Source organism: Lederbergia citrea (assembly GCF_018343525.1).
Lineage (GTDB): Bacteria > Bacillota > Bacilli > Bacillales > Bacillaceae_C > Lederbergia > Lederbergia citrea.
Window position 1 is genome coordinate 900,661 of the sequence record NZ_JAGYPH010000002.1, and the last position, 20,360, is coordinate 921,020.

The 20,360-nt window shown below is 40.5% G+C and carries 22 protein-coding genes; 18 read left to right on the forward strand and 4 right to left on the reverse strand.

The genetic code is table 11. The features are described 5' to 3' along the window. The first annotated feature begins 13 nt into the window (after positions 1 to 13). The 10 genes from KHA88_RS13325 (at position 14) to KHA88_RS13370 (ending at position 9,479) form a co-directional block, all read left to right on the forward strand. Complete coding sequence (locus KHA88_RS13325; protein ID WP_430413651.1) at positions 14 to 355, forward strand: metal-sensitive transcriptional regulator; 342 nt, start codon at positions 14 to 16, stop codon at positions 353 to 355. Between the two features lie 16 nt (positions 356 to 371). Next, positions 372 to 578: a copper chaperone CopZ gene (gene copZ, locus KHA88_RS13330; protein WP_213098135.1), complete on the forward strand. Its 207-nt coding sequence runs from the start codon at positions 372 to 374 to the stop codon at positions 576 to 578. 79 nt (positions 579 to 657) lie between these two features. Continuing rightward, positions 658 to 3,057: a heavy metal translocating P-type ATPase gene (locus KHA88_RS13335; RefSeq protein WP_213122205.1), complete on the forward strand. Its 2,400-nt coding sequence runs from the start codon at positions 658 to 660 to the stop codon at positions 3,055 to 3,057. Positions 3,058 to 3,210: 153 nt separating this feature from the next. Continuing rightward, positions 3,211 to 5,490 carry an ATP-dependent DNA helicase gene (locus KHA88_RS13340; RefSeq protein ID WP_213122206.1) on the forward strand — a complete coding sequence of 760 codons (2,280 nt, stop codon included), beginning with the start codon at positions 3,211 to 3,213 and terminating at the stop codon, positions 5,488 to 5,490. Between the two features lie 122 nt (positions 5,491 to 5,612). Then, positions 5,613 to 5,786, forward strand: a complete 174-nt coding sequence (locus tag KHA88_RS13345; protein WP_213122207.1) for a hypothetical protein — start codon at positions 5,613 to 5,615, stop codon at positions 5,784 to 5,786. Positions 5,787 to 6,014: 228 nt separating this feature from the next. Next, on the forward strand, positions 6,015 to 6,797 hold the full coding sequence (locus KHA88_RS13350; protein WP_213122208.1) for an SDR family oxidoreductase: 783 nt from the start codon (positions 6,015 to 6,017) through the stop codon (positions 6,795 to 6,797). 51 nt (positions 6,798 to 6,848) lie between these two features. Beyond that, the gene (locus KHA88_RS13355) at positions 6,849 to 7,565 is read left to right on the forward strand and encodes an EcsC family protein (protein WP_213098130.1); all 717 of its coding nucleotides are present in this window, start codon (positions 6,849 to 6,851) and stop codon (positions 7,563 to 7,565) included. A 519-nt stretch (positions 7,566 to 8,084) separates the two neighbouring features. Then, entirely contained in the window at positions 8,085 to 8,798 is a 714-nt protein-coding gene (locus KHA88_RS13360) for a thioredoxin domain-containing protein (protein ID WP_430413705.1), read from the forward strand. 1 nt (position 8,799) lies between these two features. Further along, complete coding sequence (locus KHA88_RS13365; RefSeq protein WP_213098893.1) at positions 8,800 to 9,231, forward strand: disulfide oxidoreductase; 432 nt, start codon at positions 8,800 to 8,802, stop codon at positions 9,229 to 9,231. A gap of 89 nt (positions 9,232 to 9,320) precedes the next feature. Beyond that, positions 9,321 to 9,479 carry a hypothetical protein gene (locus KHA88_RS13370; RefSeq protein ID WP_213098128.1) on the forward strand — a complete coding sequence of 53 codons (159 nt, stop codon included), beginning with the start codon at positions 9,321 to 9,323 and terminating at the stop codon, positions 9,477 to 9,479. Positions 9,480 to 9,539: 60 nt separating this feature from the next. On the opposite strand, the gene KHA88_RS21215 is transcribed toward KHA88_RS13370, so the two are convergent. The 4 genes from KHA88_RS21215 to KHA88_RS13385 form a co-directional block, all read right to left on the reverse strand. Beyond that, positions 9,540 to 9,665 carry a hypothetical protein gene (locus KHA88_RS21215; RefSeq protein WP_283247434.1) on the reverse strand — a complete coding sequence of 42 codons (126 nt, stop codon included), beginning with the start codon at positions 9,663 to 9,665 and terminating at the stop codon, positions 9,540 to 9,542. A gap of 25 nt (positions 9,666 to 9,690) precedes the next feature. Continuing rightward, complete coding sequence (locus KHA88_RS13375) at positions 9,691 to 10,101, reverse strand: hypothetical protein (RefSeq protein ID WP_213122209.1); 411 nt, start codon at positions 10,099 to 10,101, stop codon at positions 9,691 to 9,693. A gap of 144 nt (positions 10,102 to 10,245) precedes the next feature. Continuing rightward, positions 10,246 to 10,476 (reverse strand): hypothetical protein, encoded by a 231-nt coding sequence (locus tag KHA88_RS13380; RefSeq protein ID WP_213098126.1) that lies wholly within the window; start codon positions 10,474 to 10,476, stop codon positions 10,246 to 10,248. A 363-nt stretch (positions 10,477 to 10,839) separates the two neighbouring features. Beyond that, positions 10,840 to 11,082 (reverse strand): ferredoxin family protein, encoded by a 243-nt coding sequence (locus tag KHA88_RS13385; RefSeq protein WP_213122210.1) that lies wholly within the window; start codon positions 11,080 to 11,082, stop codon positions 10,840 to 10,842. A gap of 254 nt (positions 11,083 to 11,336) precedes the next feature. On the opposite strand from KHA88_RS13385, the gene KHA88_RS13390 reads away from it, so the two are divergent. The 8 genes from KHA88_RS13390 (at position 11,337) to pstB (ending at position 20,357) form a co-directional block, all read left to right on the forward strand. Beyond that, entirely contained in the window at positions 11,337 to 11,669 is a 333-nt protein-coding gene (locus KHA88_RS13390) for an ArsR/SmtB family transcription factor (RefSeq protein WP_213098124.1), read from the forward strand. Between the two features lie 29 nt (positions 11,670 to 11,698). Next, entirely contained in the window at positions 11,699 to 13,786 is a 2,088-nt protein-coding gene (locus KHA88_RS13395) for a heavy metal translocating P-type ATPase (RefSeq protein WP_213098123.1), read from the forward strand. Positions 13,787 to 13,846: 60 nt separating this feature from the next. Then, on the forward strand, positions 13,847 to 14,548 hold the full coding sequence (locus KHA88_RS13400; protein ID WP_283247435.1) for a response regulator transcription factor: 702 nt from the start codon (positions 13,847 to 13,849) through the stop codon (positions 14,546 to 14,548). Beyond that, positions 14,548 to 16,329, forward strand: a complete 1,782-nt coding sequence (gene pnpS / locus KHA88_RS13405) for a two-component system histidine kinase PnpS (protein ID WP_249308443.1) — start codon at positions 14,548 to 14,550, stop codon at positions 16,327 to 16,329. Before KHA88_RS13400 ends, pnpS begins: the two co-directional genes overlap by 1 nt. Before the next feature lie 298 nt (positions 16,330 to 16,627). After that, the gene (locus KHA88_RS13410) at positions 16,628 to 17,545 is read left to right on the forward strand and encodes a phosphate ABC transporter substrate-binding protein (RefSeq protein ID WP_213098122.1); all 918 of its coding nucleotides are present in this window, start codon (positions 16,628 to 16,630) and stop codon (positions 17,543 to 17,545) included. 131 nt (positions 17,546 to 17,676) lie between these two features. Further along, entirely contained in the window at positions 17,677 to 18,612 is a 936-nt protein-coding gene (pstC, locus tag KHA88_RS13415; protein WP_283247436.1) for a phosphate ABC transporter permease subunit PstC, read from the forward strand. After that, entirely contained in the window at positions 18,609 to 19,493 is an 885-nt protein-coding gene (pstA, locus tag KHA88_RS13420; RefSeq protein ID WP_213098121.1) for a phosphate ABC transporter permease PstA, read from the forward strand. The genes pstC and pstA overlap by 4 nt, the downstream gene beginning before the upstream one ends. 114 nt (positions 19,494 to 19,607) lie before the next feature. Continuing rightward, positions 19,608 to 20,357 (forward strand): phosphate ABC transporter ATP-binding protein PstB, encoded by a 750-nt coding sequence (gene pstB / locus KHA88_RS13425; RefSeq protein WP_249306094.1) that lies wholly within the window; start codon positions 19,608 to 19,610, stop codon positions 20,355 to 20,357. Positions 20,358 to 20,360: the final 3 nt, after the last annotated feature.

Consider the following 20,360-nt stretch of genomic DNA (forward strand, 5'->3'; position numbering starts at 1 on the left):
GGAGGGAAACATAATGGCAATGAATATTGATAAAGATCTGTTTCCTGAAGATAACGGTTGTGACCTTTCATCCGACCGGAAGAGCCATCATTCCGAGCAAGTAAAGAAAAATTTAGTCACCAGGCTTAACCGAATTGAAGGTCAGATTCGTGGGATTAAAGGCTTAATTGAGCGAGATACGTACTGTGATGATGTCATTACACAAATTTCAGCCACGCAATCTGCGCTCAATAGCGTTGCAAAAATTTTGCTTGAAGGTCATTTGAAAAACTGTGTAGTCGAACGTATTCAAGATGGCGAAATGGAAGTTGTAGATGAGGTCCTAGTCACTATCCAAAAACTAATGAAAAAATAAATGGAGCTGAGTCAAAGTGAAAAATGTAACATTGAATGTAGAAGGCATGTCTTGCGGTCATTGTGTAAATGCAGTTGAAGGAAGCGTAAGTAAACTTCAAGGTGTCTCTGAAGTAAAGGTGAACCTTGAAAACGGAACAGTAGATGTTGAATACGACGCGGCTGCAGTAGGTGTGGATGCAATTAAGGAGACAATTGACGATCAGGGCTTCGACGTAAAGTAATGTAAAAGGAACGTGCCATCATTGGCACGATTTCTTTTACATAAAAATATACCCTATATAGGTATAAGGAGTTTTTAACATGAGTGATCAAAAACTATTGGAAAGCCAATTTCAAATTACAGGCATGACATGCGCAGCTTGTTCAAATCGAATTGAAAAAGGTTTAAACAAAATGGAGGGCGTGAAGAATGCCAATGTCAATCTAGCCCTTGAAAAAGCGACGGTTCAATTTGATGGGACGGTTATGAAACCGGAAGACATTCAGAAAAAAATCAAGGATCTTGGTTACGATGTTGTAACTGAGAAAACGGAATTAATTTTGACTGGTATGACTTGTGCTGCATGTTCGACAAGAATAGAAAAGGGTCTTAATAAAATGGATGGTGTCATTCAGGCATCCGTCAACCTTGCATTGGAAAAAGCAACTGTCGAGTACAATCCATCGACTGTTTCCCAAAAAGATTTAACAAATAAAGTCGAAGCACTTGGGTATGGGGCGATTGTAAAATCTGAAGGCGATGAAAAAGAAACCATTGACTACCGGCTACAAGAGATTCAAAATCAGAAAAGAAAATTCATTTTATCGTTGATTTTATCAATTCCGCTTCTTTGGACAATGGTGGCACATTTTAGTTTTACGTCTTTCCTATATGTTCCTCAAGGGTTGATGAATCCATGGGTGCAAATGGCGCTCGCCACTCCAGTGCAGTTTTATATCGGCAGACAATTTTATGTTGGCGCCTATAAAGCAATTCGAAATAAAAGCGCCAATATGGATGTACTCGTTGCGCTTGGAACGTCAGCTGCTTATTTTTATAGCGTATTTCTTGTTTTAAACAAAGGCTCAGATCTGTATTTTGAAACAAGCGCAGTATTAATCACGTTAATCATTCTTGGGAAATTATTCGAAGCCAAGGCAAAAGGCAGATCATCGGAAGCAATTAAAAAATTGATGGGATTGCAGGCGAAAACGGCAACGATTTTACGTAATGAAGCAATCATTAACATTCCGTTGGAAGAGGTAATCGCTGGTGATATTCTTCTTGTGAAACCAGGTGAGAAGGTGCCCGTGGATGGTGTCATCATGGAAGGCCGTTCCGCATTTGACGAATCGATGATTACGGGTGAAAGTGTTCCGGTTGACAAGTCAGAAGGCGACACGGTCATCGGAGCAACCATTAATAAAAATGGTTTTATTAAAATGGAAGCAACAAAAGTTGGCAAAGACACTGCACTAGCACAAATCATTAAAGTCGTGGAAGAGGCGCAAGGATCGAAAGCGCCGATTCAGCGAATGGCCGACATGATATCCGGCATCTTTGTTCCAATTGTTGTGGGCATAGCGATTATTACGTTTTTCATTTGGTTTGTATGGGTAGCTCCCGGGGATTTTGCGGAAGCGTTAGAAAAATTAATCGCTGTACTTGTGATCGCTTGTCCATGTGCTTTAGGTCTAGCAACGCCAACTTCTATTATGGCGGGATCGGGCAGAGCTGCTGAACACGGTATTTTGTTTAAAGGTGGAGAGCATCTTGAAACGACTCATCAAATCGATACGGTGATTTTGGATAAAACAGGGACAGTTACAAACGGAGAACCTGTTTTAACTAACGTGAACACAATCATCAATGAAAGAGAATTCCTATCATTGATTGGATCCGCTGAAAAGCAATCAGAACATCCACTTGCAGAGGCGATTGTCCAAGGAATCACGGAAAAAAATATTATATTGCGAGATGCGTCCGAATTTGAGGCTATTCCTGGATTTGGAATCAAAGCGATGATTAGCGGAAAAAAGGTTTTGGTCGGTACGAGACGTTTAATGAAACACCATAATATTGAGGTTGAAAGTGTTTTAGAAGAGATGGTTGCTCTAGAAAGTGAAGGGAAAACCGTGATGCTCGCAGCAGTAGACGGTAAATATGCAGGCATGATTGCTGTTGCAGACACGATCAAGGAAACTTCCGGACAAGCAGTAAAACGACTGAAAGAAATTGGTCTTGATGTCATTATGATGACAGGCGACAATCAGCAAACCGCCATTGCCATTGCCAAGGAAGCGGGCATTGACCATGTCATTGCAGAGGTTTTACCAGAAGGAAAAGCAGAAGAAGTGAAAAAGCTTCAGCAACAAGGTAAAAAAATAGCGATGGTCGGGGACGGAATCAATGATGCCCCAGCTTTAGCAATCGCCGATATTGGAATGGCGATTGGAACAGGAACTGATGTTGCAATGGAAGCTGCTGATATTACCTTGATTCGCGGTGACCTAAATAGCATTGCCGATGCAATCCTTATGAGCAAGAAAACCATTCGTAACATTAAGCAAAACCTTTTCTGGGCTTTCGCTTATAATACTCTCGGAATCCCAGTAGCCGCACTCGGATTTTTAGCACCTTGGCTTGCCGGCGCAGCAATGGCATTCAGCTCCGTGTCAGTTGTCTTAAATGCACTTAGATTGCAGAGGGTGAAGTTGTAAAGGAAACATGTTGTAAAAGTAAGCTTGCCACCACCTCGGTCATCTTTGCTAGGTGGGTGGCGGGCCTTTTCGTATTTCCCCACGTCCACGCCTGTGATGCAAGAAAGTATATGTGCTAAACTAAAGAAAAGACAATTTTGAACGGGTGAGGAGATGGAGTTTGCAATTAAAATACCGGTTCGACCATTGGTTGAATACGTTTTTAGAAGCGGGAGTATTCAATCCGGGTTTCGGACAGCTACTGCTTTGTCAGAAGGTACGAAGGCTCATCGGAAACTCCAGAAAAATTACGGAGAGAACGACGAAAGTGAAGTGTTTCTTCAAACCGAGTTGCTTTATGATAACCTCCGTTTTGTAATCGAGGGTCGATGTGATGGGTTGCTTCGAACTGGGGATGAAATCACGATCGATGAAATTAAATCGACATCGGGAAGCCTCAGCGACATCATGGAAGATACTTATCCTGTTCACTGGGCGCAGGCCAAGTGCTATGCCTTTATGTACGCTAAACAACACGAGCGCAGTCAAATGAATGTTCAACTGACCTATTTTCAGAAAGAGACAGAAGAAACAAAGAAATTTCTGAAGCCGTTCTCTTTTGGAGAGTTGGAAAAGTTTATGTATGACGTGCTCGAAAGTTACGCGCCGTTCGCTACATGGGCTAGAGAGCATGAAGTGGAAAGGAATAACTCTATTAAAGCACTCGATTTCCCCTATGAGAATTACCGAAAGGGTCAACGTCAGCTTGCGGCTTCCGTCTATAAAACCATTTTGGAAGAAAAGACAATTTTTGCCTCTGCTCCGACTGGAATCGGAAAAACAATCTCAACTGTATTTCCATCCGTTAAGGCAATCGGAGAAGGGGTCATTGAAAAGCTTTTTTATTTAACCGCCAGGACGACGACACGGCAAACAGCTGAAGAAGCCTTTCAGTTAATGGGTAAAAATGGTCTGAAAATGAAGTCAGTTACGATTACGGCGAAAGACAAGGTTTGTTTTACCGAAGAAAAAATTTGTAATAAGGAACACTGCCCATTTGCAGACGGCTATTATGACCGAATCAATGAAGCTATTCTTGATATTCTCTCGAATGAAACGGAAATGGGCCGAGAGATCATCGAGAAATATGCCAGAAAGCATATGGTCTGCCCTTTTGAATATTCGCTTGAGCTTGCGTACACGGCGGATGCTGTCATTTGTGATTATAATTATATTTTTGATCCACGCGTTTCCTTAAAGCGAATGTTTGATGACCAGAAAAAACAAACGGTTCTTCTCGTAGATGAGGCCCATAATCTCGTTGATCGAGCAAGGGAGATGTTTTCTGCTAGCTTGCAGAAAGCGATGTTTCTCGACCTAAAGCGGGAATATAAAAATAAGAACAGTAAAATATCGAAGGCAGCCAGTGCAGTAAATGATTATTTACTAGGCTTAAGGAAACAGGCAGGCCAGGAAAAATTCCTTGTTTTTCAAGAGGCGCTTGAGGAAATGGACACGCTGGCCGAACGCTTTATCTCTGAAGCAGAAATCGAACTGCTCAGGGAAAGCGATCAACATCTGCTTGATGCCTATTTTGCCGTTCTTGGCTGGACGCGAATGGCCAAGTTATATGATGAGCGGTTTGTCACTTATGTCGAAATATATCGTAATCAAGTTGAAATTAAAATGTTTTGCCTGGACCCCTCTTTGCTCGTTCAGCTAGCAGGAAAATCGTTTAAAGCGAGAGTATATTTTTCCGCAACTCTGTCTCCTATTGGTTATTTCAAAGATATGTTAGGTGGAAGTGAAAACGACTATGCTGTTTCCATCTCCTCACCGTTTGCAATTGAGCAAACCGATGTGTGGATTCAACCATTGTCGACAAGATTTCGTGACAGGGAAAAATCAATTTTACCAATCGTCCATACGCTTCAAAAAGCTGTTAAAAATAGACGAGGGAATTATTTAATTTTTTTCCCATCATACCAGTACATGAATCGAGTGTATGAGGAATGGACAACCGAAGAAAATGGGATTAAAACTATCATTCAAGGTACCGGGATGACGGAAGTAGAACGTGAAGTATTTCTCGAACAATTCCAGCCTAATACGGAGGAATCCCTTATTGGCTTTGCAGTGCTTGGAGGGATTTTTTCCGAAGGAATCGATCTGAAAGGTGACCGGTTAAACGGTGTCATCATTGTTGGAGTCGGGTTGCCGCAAATTGGCAATGAACGTGATTTAATCAAAAAACACTTTTCCGAAAGCGGGAAAAATGGTTATGATTATGCCTATGTGTATCCTGGAATGAACAAAATTCTCCAGGCTGGTGGAAGACTGATTCGTTCTGAAACAGATACGGGAATAATTGTGTTGGTTGATGATCGTTTCTTGCAAGCTAAATATCAAAAGATGCTGCCGGTGGAGTGGAGGGACTATCAGATTTTATCATAAATTTGATAGTCCGTTTTTTTAGTTATATGCGAATTAATTCCCTTATTGCAATCATTTTCAATGAAGTGTATGATATAACTAAATTCTTTATTGAGAACGATTTGGGAAATAGGGGGATGTATGTGGACATTAAAACAGTGGGCCATTTTCAACAAACTCTGCTTCAACAACGAAATGTACCAGAAGAAAACGAAAAGGTAATTCGTTATAATGAAAAAGAATTAGAAGAATTCCTTCGAACGTTAGAAAGAATTGAGACGAAATTAGATGTTTTGCTTATGCAAAGGGGTAAATAGTAAAAGGGTGGTATGTACTTGCAATTTTTGGCATCTCCTATTAACTGGTCAAAAATGGTTTTATCACATTTTTGGTCAGTTTTTTGTTTATGATAATGCGTATGATCGTTAATTCCCGGCATTTATATAACTTTCACATTCTCACAAAAATGCAGGGTCTTGCACGTTCAATGTAGAACTATTAACAAGGGTCTTTAATATGTGATTTGAAAGGAGTTGCCCTTAGATTTGACTTCTCTAAAAGGCAAATTAGCTCTAGTAACTGGTGTTAGCAGAACAAAAGGAATAGGTGCAGCCATTTGTAGAAAGTTAGCCGCGAATGGAGTTAATATTATTTTTACTTATTGGACTGATTACGATGAAGAAATGCCATGGGGGATGCATAAAGATGAACCTTCCATTATTCAAGAAGAGCTCAACTCGTTAGGCATAAACTGCGCTAAAATTGAACTCGATTTAAAAGATGTTTCTTCGATAAAAAGGGTTTTTGATTTTTCGATAGAACAATTCAATGCTTACCCCGATATACTAGTTAACAACGCAGCCTTTTCCGTTAATGACAATATAAATACGATAACGAAAGATAATCTTGATCACCACTACTATGTTAATGTCAGGGCGACCACATTATTATGTGCGGAGTTTGTAAACCGCTTTTCAAAAGATAGTGGAAGAATTATTAATATCACAACTGGGTGGTCCCTTGGCCAAATGCCTGAGGAACTCTCGTATGTATTAACGAAATCATCCGTAGAAACGCTGACATACACATTATCTTCCACATTGGCCGAAAAGGGTATAACGATCAATGCAGTTAATCCGGGACCTACGGATTCTGGGTGGATGAACGATAAAATAAAAAAAGATCTATTAACTAGATTTCCTGCAGGTAGATTAGGTCAACCAGAAGATGTGGCTAAACTTATTTTATTTTTAGTTAGTGAAGAAGCCCAATGGATTACTGGGCAGTTAATTCACTCTGAAGGTGGCTTTAGAAATGCCGATGACTGAATCTTTTTCTCCGATTAAGCGTAAGCTTTTGTATGAGAGGGTGATGGGGAAATGACAGACTATAATATGAAAGTATATGACGAGCTGCAAGTGTGGAAGAGAAAAATGATTAAGCGGTCGAGCTTAATTAAACAAATATCGAAAAAAGCACAGAAGAAAGTAAATGGCCTCATTCCAGAGAAAGTCCATAAAGTGATGACCGAAGGCATTAAAAATATGATCAAGGCAACGCTTGTTGGATCAAATTTGACGACGAAAAAGCAGCTAGTTTCTGACATGAGTCTTTATGAACGGGATGAGCTTCTGAAGGAGAAACTATCAACCTTTCGGAAAACAGCAGTGATTGAAGGGGCCGGGACTGGTGCCGGCGGGATTTTGCTCGGTCTTGCCGATTTTCCGTTACTTTTATCGATAAAAATGAAGTTTTTATTTGAAGCTGCCGCTATTTATGGATTTGATACGGATGAATATGAAGAGCGCTTGTTCATTCTTCATGTGTTTCAGCTTGCCTTTTCAAGTGACGATAAACGAAAGGAAACCTTTCGTATTATCGAAAATTGGGAAGAAGAGAAGAAGCGGCTTACAGATATGGACTGGCGGACGTTTCAGCAGGAATATCGCGACTATATTGATTTGGTAAAAATATTACAATTGATTCCTGGTGTTGGGGCAGTTGTCGGAGCGTATGCAAACTATAATCTACTTGATCATCTAGGTGAAACGGCGATGAATACATATCGAATGCGATTATTAAAAGATAATGATTGATGTAAGGAAGGTCCTACTTTAGGTGCCTTCTTTTTTGTTAATTTAAGTAGCTGAAAATGGCGCCAATTTTAACATCAATTGACCTAAAGAGAAAATGTGAACCCTTTAACAGCAAATCGAATCGTAGTCCATTTACCGAAAAAAAAAAATGGTCGTCTTATGGTAAATCGAATAGCGTTCCATTGACCGAAAGAGGAAACAAAATACTCACACGGTAAGTCGAATAGCGTTCCATTGACCAAAAGAGGAAACAAAACGCTCACACGGTAAATCGAGTAGCGTTCCATTGACCGTAAAAGAAAACAAAATGCTCATACTGTAAATCGAATAGCATGCATTCCATTTCCATTCAATACATCTGCAATATCATTTAAAGTTTTGTACTTCAAATCCGAACCTAGTACTATTTTAGGGCATCTTCCTTTTAGCATTTTCAACAAAAATTCATTTTTTCCGTGCGTTTTGTATTATTATTAACTCTTTTCAATGCTATGATAAGTAGGAGATGTGGACTCTAGTATGGTTAAACTACATAAAAATAATAACGTATGTAAAATGAGGTGCAAAATGAATAATAAAAAAATCGTCATCTTTACTTTGGTTATTTTCGCAGCGATTGTTGCGTTAGTAATGGTATTAAATAAAGGTGATAAAACTACTCAGGAAACCGTAACCGTGAATCATCCGTCAATTGAAAATCAACCTACAATGGGGGATTCGAATGCTGCTGTTTCAATCATCGAATTTGGTGATTACAAATGCCCTTCCTGTAAAGCATGGGGAGAGAAAATATTTCCACAGCTAGAAAAAGATTTTATCGAAAAAGGTAAAGCTCAATTTTCGTTTATTAATGTACTTTTTCACGGACAAGAATCAATGCTAGCTTCACTAGCTTCAGAATCTGTATATAAACAAGATCCTGAATCATTTTGGGATTTCCACAATGCAGTTTTTGCTGCACAGCCTGCTTCTCAAAATCATGATGAACAATGGGTAACGACAGAAAAATTAGTGGAAATTGCGAAAACGCATGCGCCAGATGTTGATTTGAAACAATTAGAAGAAGATATTAACACTGGAGGAACAATCGAAGAGGTAAAGATTGACGATCAATTAGTAAAGGACACAAATGTCCAGTTTACGCCAACCATTGTCATCAATGGAGTTATGGTGGAAGATCCTTTTGACTATGAAGCAATTGTATCTATTATTGATAAAGGTTTGGAAAAGTAAAATGGGCGAATCTAAAACAAGCACTCCTAATTATCTTTTATACTTCGCCTGGGTGGTTTCTGTTATCGCTACTTTAGGGAGTTTATATTTCAGCGAAATTAAAGGATATGTCCCATGCGAATTATGCTGGTACCAACGAATCTTTATGTATCCACTAGCAATTATTCTTGGAATTGCAGCCTTTGAAAATGATACAAAACTAAAAAAATATGTATTGCCTTTATCCGTTTTTGGAGGCCTTATTTCGTTATATCACTACTTAGTACAAAAAGTACCGAGCTTTGCGAGTATAAAGCCTTGTGTACAGGGCGTTCCATGCAATGTCCAGTATATTAATTGGCTTGGGTTCATCACTATTCCGTTTTTAGCTTTAACTGCTTTTACAATCATTAGCATATTAATGATTGTGATGTTTATGAAAAAAAGTAAATAATCCATCACGTACCTTCAATTGATATTTTCGTTAGGACTGGGAACAATATCATTGTTTTTTAAAGTCGAATATTATGGAGGAAAATACTAATGGATAAAAACGGTAAAGGTAAAAGTCGCTTATCTAATGAAGAATCCGAGAAAGTAATAACATATCAAGAACTAACTGACGAAATAACCGGCTCACAAAATTTAAAAGAGATGCAACCAACTCCACAACCTAAGGATTACGATGAAATTGAATATTAATATGCATCAACGGAAAGTTAAAGGCCGATTTCTCCATATTGTGGTGAAATCGGCCGAGTTTTATGGATCTTGAATATCAGTTACTTTCGTTTGAGTAAAGAAAAATACAAACACAGCTAAAGAAGCGGCAACAATAAAAATGGTTCCTTTTGGTGGTTTGATTTGTGGAAGATCTGTTAAAGCCATCTAGATCCAACCTCCTTTATTTTTATCAGAGGCAAAAATTACCGAAGTGTCTAAAAAAATGTTCTTTCATACGTAAGTCTACTTCCGTTTTTGGAAGTCCAAATATGGGGCCACTAACGACTACAGCAGCTCTTCCCGATGAAAATATGGTACTTCTAATACTTATTTGACCGATAATCAGCAATATCGCAATAATGATATCCACTATGTCGATAACCAAGTTACCTACTCTAGAACCTGATTTTCCTTCAATGTGATAACCACCTGTTATTGGACCAGATAAAGGTATAGCAATACCTCCAGCTTCAAAAAATACCCCGTCCATAGAAAGTTGTCCCGTCAATAACAAAGCTGCAGTGACAATATTGATATCCCAATATAGAGCTTGAACAGTTTTTTGATCTTGTTCTTCCTCAATATTCTTCAATACCATCACCTTCCCAGATATAATATTCGCAGTTTTTAAATCATGTGAAGGTTAGACAGCAATTTCCACTCGTAAAACGGGGGCGAGCGAGTCTGGTCAAACGTTGGCACAGAAAAAGGTGAATTCCACTGAATTCACCTTAATAACTACCCTTTAACGTTCTTCCCTGTTTTCTTCCCGACGTTCTTCTCTTCTCTCTTCCTCAGATTCTCTTCGATCTTCAGCTGGTCTTCCCCACAGGAATCCCCATGGATCTCTCCTTGGCTCTTCATTTTCCGGTCTATGATGGTGTTCACGTTCATGTTCATTAATTACTTTTACATTTTTTGCATGGATGACTAGGTTTTCAACATGAATCACTTTAGGTTTTTTTTGATCGGACATTTCTACCCTCCTCACGGTAACAATAAAATAATTCGTTTTATTCTATTCAATTAGGATAATTGTGTATAGGCGAAGGAAGTGAAACTTAAACAAATCCCCGGATAAAACGAATGCAAAAAAACAAGGATGAAAATGTAAAGCTATCATCCTTGTCCAGATTATCGATAACGGGTATATTTCTCGGCAATATTTCATTCATTGATGGTCTCTGCTAACCCGCCTGTTGATTTCCGCTCCGGGCACTCGCCCCGCGGAAAGCGAGCGGTAAGCTTCGGAAAACCTGCCCTATCCAATTTAAAAAGACTGTAAACAACTCGTTTTTTCCGAGTTTGTCTACAGTCAATTTTAGAGGCTAATTTGAATTTATTCAGCAGCACCAAAAAATTCACGAGCTTTCTGTAAATACAATTCGTCCTCTGGTAACATATCTTCCTCGTGTAAAATCGCATCAACAGGACAAACCGCCTGACAGGCTCCACAATCGATGCAAATATCGGGATCAATGAAATATTGATCTTTTCCTTCAGCTATGCAATCTACAGGGCAGACGTCGACACATTCGCCGAACTTTTCACCTAAACATGGTGCGGTAATAACGTAAGCCATTAAAAAACCACCTTTAATTTTAAAGTGTATATGAATTAAATAATCGCAAAATAGGCAATATTGTTTTTTGGGCGATTCACACTTAATATATCAAAATCACTATCTATTTTCAATGGCGCTTAAAGGTGTCAATGTCTCTTATCTAAAATATTACTTTACTCATGATATATGCCTTGACAGTTTTTTGGGGTTTGCATACACTAAAACCCATACATGAATATATGTTCATATATGAATATCGGGAGTGAAATGATATGGAAAAAAGTCAATCTAGAGGTATAAAGCTTAAAGAGGCTGAAGACCTCGACGAAGAAACGCTCTTTATTGTTTCCCAAACCTTTAAGGCATTATCAGAGCCGACGCGGATCCGAATTCTGCATTTGCTTTCAGACCGAGAATGTTCAGTGAATGAAATTGCCGAAAAACTGTCCCTATTGCAGTCAACCGTTTCACATCAGCTGCGCTTTTTGAAAAATTTGCGGCTCGTAAAATATCGGCGGGAAGGGACCACCCTTTACTATTCTCACGATGACGATCATGTCATGAACGTGCTTGAACATACAATCGATCACGCAAGGCACCACTAACTGTCCCTATAAGTTAAGGAGGAATCCAAATGGCAGAGTATAAGCTTCAAGGACTTTCTTGTGCAAATTGCGCTCGGGAGATGGAAGAGGAAATCCAGAAGCTCGACCATGGAGATGATGCAAAAATATTATTTAATTCAAGCAAGCTCATTGTTTCTGATGATATTGCTTTGCATAAGGTAGAAAAAATACTGGCTGGCGATGGAGCTGCACTCGTAAAAGAGTCGGCTGAAGGGTCGGACCATCAGCATGACCACAGCCGCGGAAACGGGAAAAGGCTTCTTTTATTTATTGGCCTGTCTTTCCTATTATTCGCAGCGGCCATCATTACTGAAAGCTATTGGAATGAAACAGCTGCTATCATTTTATACTTATCTGGAGCGGCTTTAAGTGGATATTCCACGTTTTTGAAAGGATTGAAAAATCTTTTTAAATTTAAATTTAATATTGATACGCTCATGACGATTGCTTTAATTGGCGCTTTTGGCATCGGCGAATGGAAGGAAGCGACACTTGTCGCGATTTTATTCGGTATTAATGAATATCTTGAAGGACTAGGCATGGAAAAAGCACGGAAATCGATGGAGACCTTACTTAAGGTTGCTCCAAAAGAAGCGATTCTTGTGACGGGGCAAGCAGAAAAAATTATTCAGATCACTGATTTGCAAGTTGGGGATATTGTGCTCGTAAAAGCGGGGGCAAAAATACCGTCAGACGGAATGGTCGTAGATGGAAAAAGCTCTGTGAATGAAGCGGCCATTACAGGTGAATCCATGCCTGTCGATAAATCGATTGGAGAAGAAGTCTTCGGTGGAAGCATTAATAATGAAGGTGTATTAAGGGTGAAAATCAGCAAAGCATACGAAGATTCATCACTTGCAAAAATCCTTCACTTAGTAGAGGAAGCGCAGGAAACAAAAACACCGACGGAGCAATTTATCAATCGGTTTGCCAAATATTATACTCCACTAATTATCGTCGTTGCTGCAGTTGTTATGCTTATTCCGCCATTATTTAATGGTGACTGGGGAGCCTGGTTTTACCAAGGGCTTGCTGTGTTAATTGTCGGCTGCCCTTGTGCGCTCATTATTTCTTCGCCGATTGCCATTATTTCTGGGATTGCACGAAACGCCAGAAACGGAATTTTAATTAAAGGCGGCGTGTTTTTGGAACAGCTTGGTCGAATTGAAACGATTGCTTTCGATAAAACCGGTACACTGACCAAGGGGGAGCCCCACGTTGAGAAAATGGTTGTTTATGACGAAAGTCAATTTTTACAAATAGCTGGATCTATTGAAAAGACCTCTTCGCACCCTTTGGCGAAAGCAGTGATGAAAAAAGTCGAAGAGCATTCGATTTTACTAACAGAGCCTTCGGAAATCGATACTATCGCAGGCCAAGGTATAGAGGCAGTGGTAAATGGCAAAAAATATTGGCTCGGCAATGAAGCGAGTATTCGACAGGACGCATTGACACAAAAGGTTCGTTCAGATGTTGAGATGTTAAAAAATGAAGGATTCACCTTAGTTGCTGTATCCAACGAGAAACGTGTACTCGGGCTATTCGGGATTGCGGACGAGATTAGACCGGAAAGTAAAAATATCGTGGCAGAGCTATATAAAGCTGGGGTGAAAAGCACTGTCATGCTTACGGGAGATCACCATAAAACCGCGGAAAAAGTAGCTGCCGCGACTGGATTGACGGATTATTACGCAAGTCTGCTTCCTGATATGAAAGTGGAAAAAGTGAAAGAACTGACTAGGACGGGAAAAACAGCCATGGTCGGCGATGGTATTAATGATGCGCCTGCCCTAGCAACTGCGGATCTCGGAATCGCGATGGGCAAAGGGACGGATAGCGCAATTGAAACGGCTGATGTTGTTCTGATGCAGGATCACCTCGGCAAATTGCCGATGGCGGTTAAAATAGCTAAAAGGGTGAATGCGATTATTAAATTGAACATCTCGCTTGCACTTGGATTAAAAATCATTGCCCTTTTGCTCACCATCCCCGGCTTACTCACACTGTGGATTGCGATCCTTTCTGACATGGGGGCTACCGTGCTGGTCACCTTAATCAGTTTGACAGTACTCTTCGAAAAACGTACATTGAAATAGTATGAACCTGTTCCCACGGGGGCCCCTGTGGTCCCCGAAAATTGGAGGGAGGCTATGTTGATGGAGAAAGTGCTTGTTGTCGATGATGAGCCTTCGATTGTTACGCTGCTGCGATTCAATTTGGAAAAGGCCGGATATTCGGTCATCACAGCGCCTGATGGAAAAGCCGGATTAAAGATGGCGATGGAAGAGTCACCGGACTTTATTGTTCTTGATTTGATGCTTCCTGGCATGGATGGAATGGATGTCTGCAAGACGCTGAGGCAGGAAAAAATCAAGACGCCGATTTTAATGCTGACAGCGAGGGATGATGAGTTCGATAAAGTACTTGGTCTAGAACTCGGGGCGGATGACTATTTGACAAAGCCGTTTAGCCCACGCGAAGTCATTGCTAGGGTAAAAGCGATTTTACGCCGGACGAATATGAATGAAACACCTGCCGCTACTGAAGATCAGGTTTCAGTTATTAAGATTGGCGAACTGACCATTTATCCTGACAAATATGAAGCGGAACTATCAGGTACAAAGTTAGAATTGACACCGAAAGAATTTGAGCTTCTGCTGTATCTAGCAAATAATCAAGGCAAGGTTTTAAATCGCCATCAGCTTCTTGATGCAGTATGGAACTATGATTTTGCAGGGGATTCCCGCATCGTTGATGTTCATATTAGTCATTTACGAGAAAAAATTGAAGAGGATACGAAGCAGCCGCTCTATATTAAGACGATCAGAGGTTTCGGCTATAAACTGGAGAAACCATAATGATACATAAACTATGGGTTAGAATTACATTTTCTTTTTTGCTGCTCATGTCGTCACTACTGCTTTTATCTGGATTTTTTCTGGCCGAAATAATGAAAAATACATATTATGATTTGAAAAAAAATCAATTGTCCCAAACGGCAAGCCTAGTGTTAAAGTCCATTGAGATGAATGGGGCTCAAACGCAAGCTGAACTGCAAAACACGATAACCGAATTGTCTACAACAATCAATCCGCGTCTTACGATGATCAACCGGGATGGTACAGTTTTGGCAGATTCAGAAGATGATCCTCGTAAAATGGAAAACCATATTAATCGACCAGAGGTTCAGCAAGTGATTAAGGACCATAAAAAATCAGGCCTTTCAATTAGATATAGCGGTACGCTCGGATACAGCATGATGTATGTAACAATTCCCATTAATCAAGATGGCGAAGTTGCTGGAGTGATGAGAGCATCGCTAATGCTTATAAATATTGAGCATGCCATCCGAAAACTGTGGCTGAGTCTAGCCTTAGTTCTATTTACCGCCTTGCTGCTGACAGGCCTGATTGGCATGAGATTAGCAAAAGGGATATCCGGCCCTGTGGAAGAAATGATCATGGTATCGGAAAAACTCAAGGAAAAAGATTATACCGCCAGGGTAAAAACAGAGCCAAAAGGCGAACTTGGTCTATTAGCAAATGCAATCAATGTCCTTGCATCTAGCTTGAAAAATCAAATGGAAAAAATACAGGAAAATGAGCAGCGGCTTTCTGGCGTCTTAACGAATATGATGAGCGGAGTTTTACTTGTAAACACTGAAGGACGTATTCTTTTAGGGAATAGAGCGATGGGACATATGCTTGGAGAAGCGCCAGACTCTTTTACAGGAAAGCTTCACATGGAAGTAGGCAGAAATGTCGATCTCAGCGCTTTAATCGAACTTTGTTTGAAAACAGGCAAGGAAATTAGAGATGAGGTCCATCTTTTTCATCCAAAAGAACGGATATTAGATGCTCACCTTGCCCCATATGTTGGTGAAAGTGGAGAAGTGAAGGGGATTATTGCGGTGCTGCACGATGTCACCGATATTCGCCGATTAGAGAAAATGAGAAGTGAATTTGTTGCAAATGTATCCCATGAATTAAAAACGCCGATCACTTCTGTGAAAGGATTTGCCGAGACATTACTTGACGGTGCTATGGAAGATGAGGAATTATGCAGGAGTTTCCTGACGATCATTTATGACGAGAGTGATCGGCTGCACAGGCTGATAAAGGATATTCTTTATCTCTCAAGTATCGAACATCACCGTATTCCGCTTACGATTGAAAATGTGAATTTGACGCAAGCAGTATATGGAACGGCAGATACGGTTAAAGAAGGGGCGGCAAAAAAGAATATAGACATGACATTTCCAGAGAAGAAAGATGTATGGATTGAAGGAGAAAGAGATCGGATTCAGCAAATTATTTTAAATCTTCTTTCCAACGCTATTTCCTATACCCCTGAAGGTGGCGAAATATCCGTTACCATTACTGAGCAGGAAAATGAAGTGAAGCTGCGAATTTCCGATACTGGAATTGGAATTGCTCAAAAAGAGTTGCCACGAATCTTTGAACGGTTTTATCGAGTGGACAAAGCGCGATCACGCAACTCAGGTGGAACAGGTCTTGGTCTGGCGATTGTAAAGCACCTAGTAGATTCGCATCACGGAACAATTAACGTTGAAAGTATGGAGGGCGAAGGTACAACGTTTATTGTTACCCTTCCCAAAAAGCAAGAACAAGAAATATGACAACCTGACGGCCGATAAACCGAGTCCGACGGCCAATCAACAGTACAAACGCCAATTAAATCAACATGCCCCGCATTCTTACTAAGGATGCGGGGCTTCTATATTTCTACATAACCGGACTTTGCTCTATAGCGGGAAAATATTCCAGTATAGATACACCCAATCTTAGGCTAAAATAACTTCAATCGCATCTTTACACAATCTTAACAAATCATTCATACCAGCTTAATCATGAAGGTTTATATTAAATATGCAAGCAGATAATAGATTACAAAAAAAACAGAGGTGGGGTTCTCTCATGAAGAAAAATTTATTGGCTGCATTTAGTTTTGTTCTTATTCTCACATTGGCTTTGGTAGGGTGTGGTAACACTAACACACAACCTGAAACAAAAACATCACCAGAGTCGAATGTTAAAAATGAAGAAGGAAAAGAATCAGCATCAGGATCAATTACTGCCGTAGGTTCTAGCGCATTGCAACCTTTAGTTGAAGCAGCCGCTCAACAATTTGCAGCTGAAAATGCAGGTGCAGTCATAAATGTTCAAGGTGGAGGAAGCGGCACTGGCTTAAGTAAAATAAGCGAAGGTGCAGTAGATATCGGTAACTCTGATGTTTTCGCAGAAGAAAAAGAAGGAATCCCAGCTGAAAAGCTAGTTGATCATAAAGTAGCTGTGGTAGGAATGGGACCAGTCACTCACCCTGAAGTAGGGGTTAAAGATATTACCCAAGATCAATTAATAGATATTTTTACAGGAAAAGTTACAAACTGGAAAGAACTTGGTGGGAAAGACCAAAAGATCGTCATCATTAATCGCGCCCAAGGATCTGGTACACGTGCGACATTCGAACAATTCGGTCTAAAAGGTGCTGAGCCAATCGCAGCACAAGAACAAGATTCTTCAGGTACGGTACGTAAAATTGTTAGCGAAACTCCAGGAGCTATCAGCTACCTTGCATTCTCATACTTCGATGATTCAATTGTAGCTTTATCTTTGGATGGAAATGAGCCAACGCAAGAGAATGTTGAAACAGATGCTTGGAAAATTTGGGCATACCAACATATGTATACGAACGGTGAAGCAACTGGTTTAACTAAGGCATTCATAGATTATATTCTATCACCTGAAATTCAAGACACTTTGGTGAAAGAAATGGATTACCTGCCAGTCACAGGAATGAAAGTAGAACGTGATGCAGAAGGAAACGTAAAATAAAAAGCGGTAGCGCCTTGCTAGGAGCTGGAGCTAAATTAAATTAAATAATGTAGCGATAACAAGGGTGGCAAATTTAGAAGGGGAACTTCTTTGTAGCCTCCCTTGTCGCTTTGAAGAAAGGAGCTGTCAACTTGGAGCAACTTGCAGACAATAATCATCAAGCTCAATTGTTGAAGCCAAATAAAAAAGTAAGGATTGAACGTACTGGAAAAATGCTGACATTCGCTGCCGTCGGCTTAACGATCGCCATTGCATTTGCAATACTATTTCTCGTCACATCAAAAGGGTTATCTACTTTTATTATTAATAAAGGCAGTATCGTCGAGTTTTTTTCAGGCGTGAAATGGAATCCAGGTGTGATGAATGACTTAGGAAAACCGATCATCGGGGCACTGCCTTTCATTATTGGTTCCTTTGCGGTCACCTTTTTATCTGCACTCGTTTGTGCGCCAGTTGCAATTGGAGCTGCCGTCTTTATGACGGAAATATCTCCAAGCTTCGGAAAGAAGATTTTACAGCCCGTCATTGAACTCCTCGTTGGCATTCCGTCAGTCGTTTATGGATTCATTGGCCTAACTGTCGTAGTTCCGTTTATCAGAGATCATCTTACCGGAAGTGGATTTGGGATAGCTGCAGGTACAGTTGTGTTATCGGTCATGATTTTACCGACGATCACAAGTTTATCGGCAGATGCAATTAGAGGAGTTCCGAGACAGCTGCGGGAAGCGTCACTTGCACTCGGTGCAACGCGCTGGCAGACGATCTATCGGGTCGTTTTGAAAACTGCACGTCCGGGCTTATTGACCGCGGTCATTTTCGGAATGGCACGTGCTTTCGGGGAAGCACTAGCCGTTCAAATGGTGATTGGTAACTCAAGCGTCATTCCTCATTCCCTGTTTGAGCCTGCTTCTACATTAACGAGTATTTTGACAATGGGTATGGGTTATACGGTCATGGGCCAAGCGGAAAATAATGCACTATGGTCATTGGCACTCGTATTGTTATTGATGTCACTAATTTTTATCATTGCAGTCAGAATGATTGGAAAGGGGAGGAAAGAAGCATGAATGCAAAGCTAGCAGATCGGATTGCTACCATTACTTTTTATTTGATTGCTTTTATTATCGTACTCGTTCTTGCAAGTCTTCTAGGCTATGTTCTGTATCACGGATTACCAAAGCTAAGCTGGCACTTCATTTCTTCCCCGCCGCAAATTTTTAAAGCAGGCGGAGGCGTAGGGCCGCAGTTTTTCAACTCTTTTTATTTGCTCGTGCTTACGATGGTAATCACGATTCCTATCTCGCTAGGTGCAGGCATTTATATGGCTGAGTATGCCAAAAAAAATGCGTGGACGGATTTTATTAGGACGATGATTGAAGTCTTATCTTCGCTTCCATCCATCGTAGTCGGCTTGTTCGGATTCTTGTTTTTCGTGATTTATATGGGTTGGGGATTCTCAATCTTGTCAGGCGCACTTGCTTTAGCAGTATTTAATTTGCCACTGATGGTACGCGTTGTAGAGGAATCGGTTCGTAACATTCCACGTCAGCAAAGGGAAGCGGGACTTGCGCTTGGTGTCTCGCGCTGGGAAACAATTACTTCCATTATATTACCTGCAGCATTACCAGGGATTATTACGGGTGTTATTTTGGCCTCGGGAAGAGTGTTTGGAGAAGCGGCTGCTTTAATATACACAGCTGGAATGAGCACACCGAATCTAGATTTTACAAATTGGAATCCATTATCTCCGACTTCGCCATTAAATCCGATGCGGCCTGCGGAAACTTTGGCCGTTCATATTTGGAAAATTAACGGAGAAGGAATTATGCCAGATGCCGAAGCCGTTTCGGATGGTGCTGCTGCTCTCCTCGTGTTGGCTATTTTAGTATTTAATCTTGGGGCACGCTGGATCGGCGGTCTTGTTCATCGGAAAATGACTTCCTCATAATATTTTTTATAAAAGGAGGGCGCATTAATGGCCACCCAGACAATAAGAGAGAAACAAAGCGTTCATCATCATCAAGTTAACCGTCTAGCCCAGCTAAAAGCCGTTCCGAAAGAGATGGCGATGGAGACGGAAGGCCTACATGTTTATTATGGAGACAAAGAGGCCATAAAAAATATCTCGTTATCATTTCCAAAAAATGCCGTGACCGCTCTGATTGGTCCATCTGGTTGCGGAAAATCAACGTATTTACGCAGCTTAAACCGGATGAATGATGAAGTAGAAAACTGCAGAATTGAAGGCAGTATTTTATATAAAGGTGTCGATATTAACTCTCCAATGGCCAATGTGTTCGAAGTTAGAAAACAAATCGGCATGGTTTTTCAAAGACCAAATCCGTTTGCCAAATCGATTTATCAAAATGTTGCTTACGGTCCGACTCATCATGGACTTAAGAACAAAAAGCGAATCGATGAAATTGTTGAAGACAGTTTACGGAAGGCCGCGCTATGGGATGAGGTGAAAGACAAGCTTCACCGTTCAGCACTAGCTTTATCAGGCGGGCAGCAGCAGCGGCTCTGTATTGCCAGAGCACTAGCCATGAATCCTGAAGTATTGCTTCTAGATGAACCGGCATCTGCACTTGATCCCGTTTCAACAGGGAAAATTGAAGAATTAATTGGTGAATTAAAGAAAGATTACACGATTATTATTGTTACGCACAACATGCAACAGGCAGCTCGAATCTCAGATTACACGGCATTTTTCTACATGGGGAAAGTGGTTGAATATGGCGAAACATCACAAATATTTACCAATCCACAAAACGAGCAAACCGAAAATTACATCTCTGGTAATTTTGGATAAAAG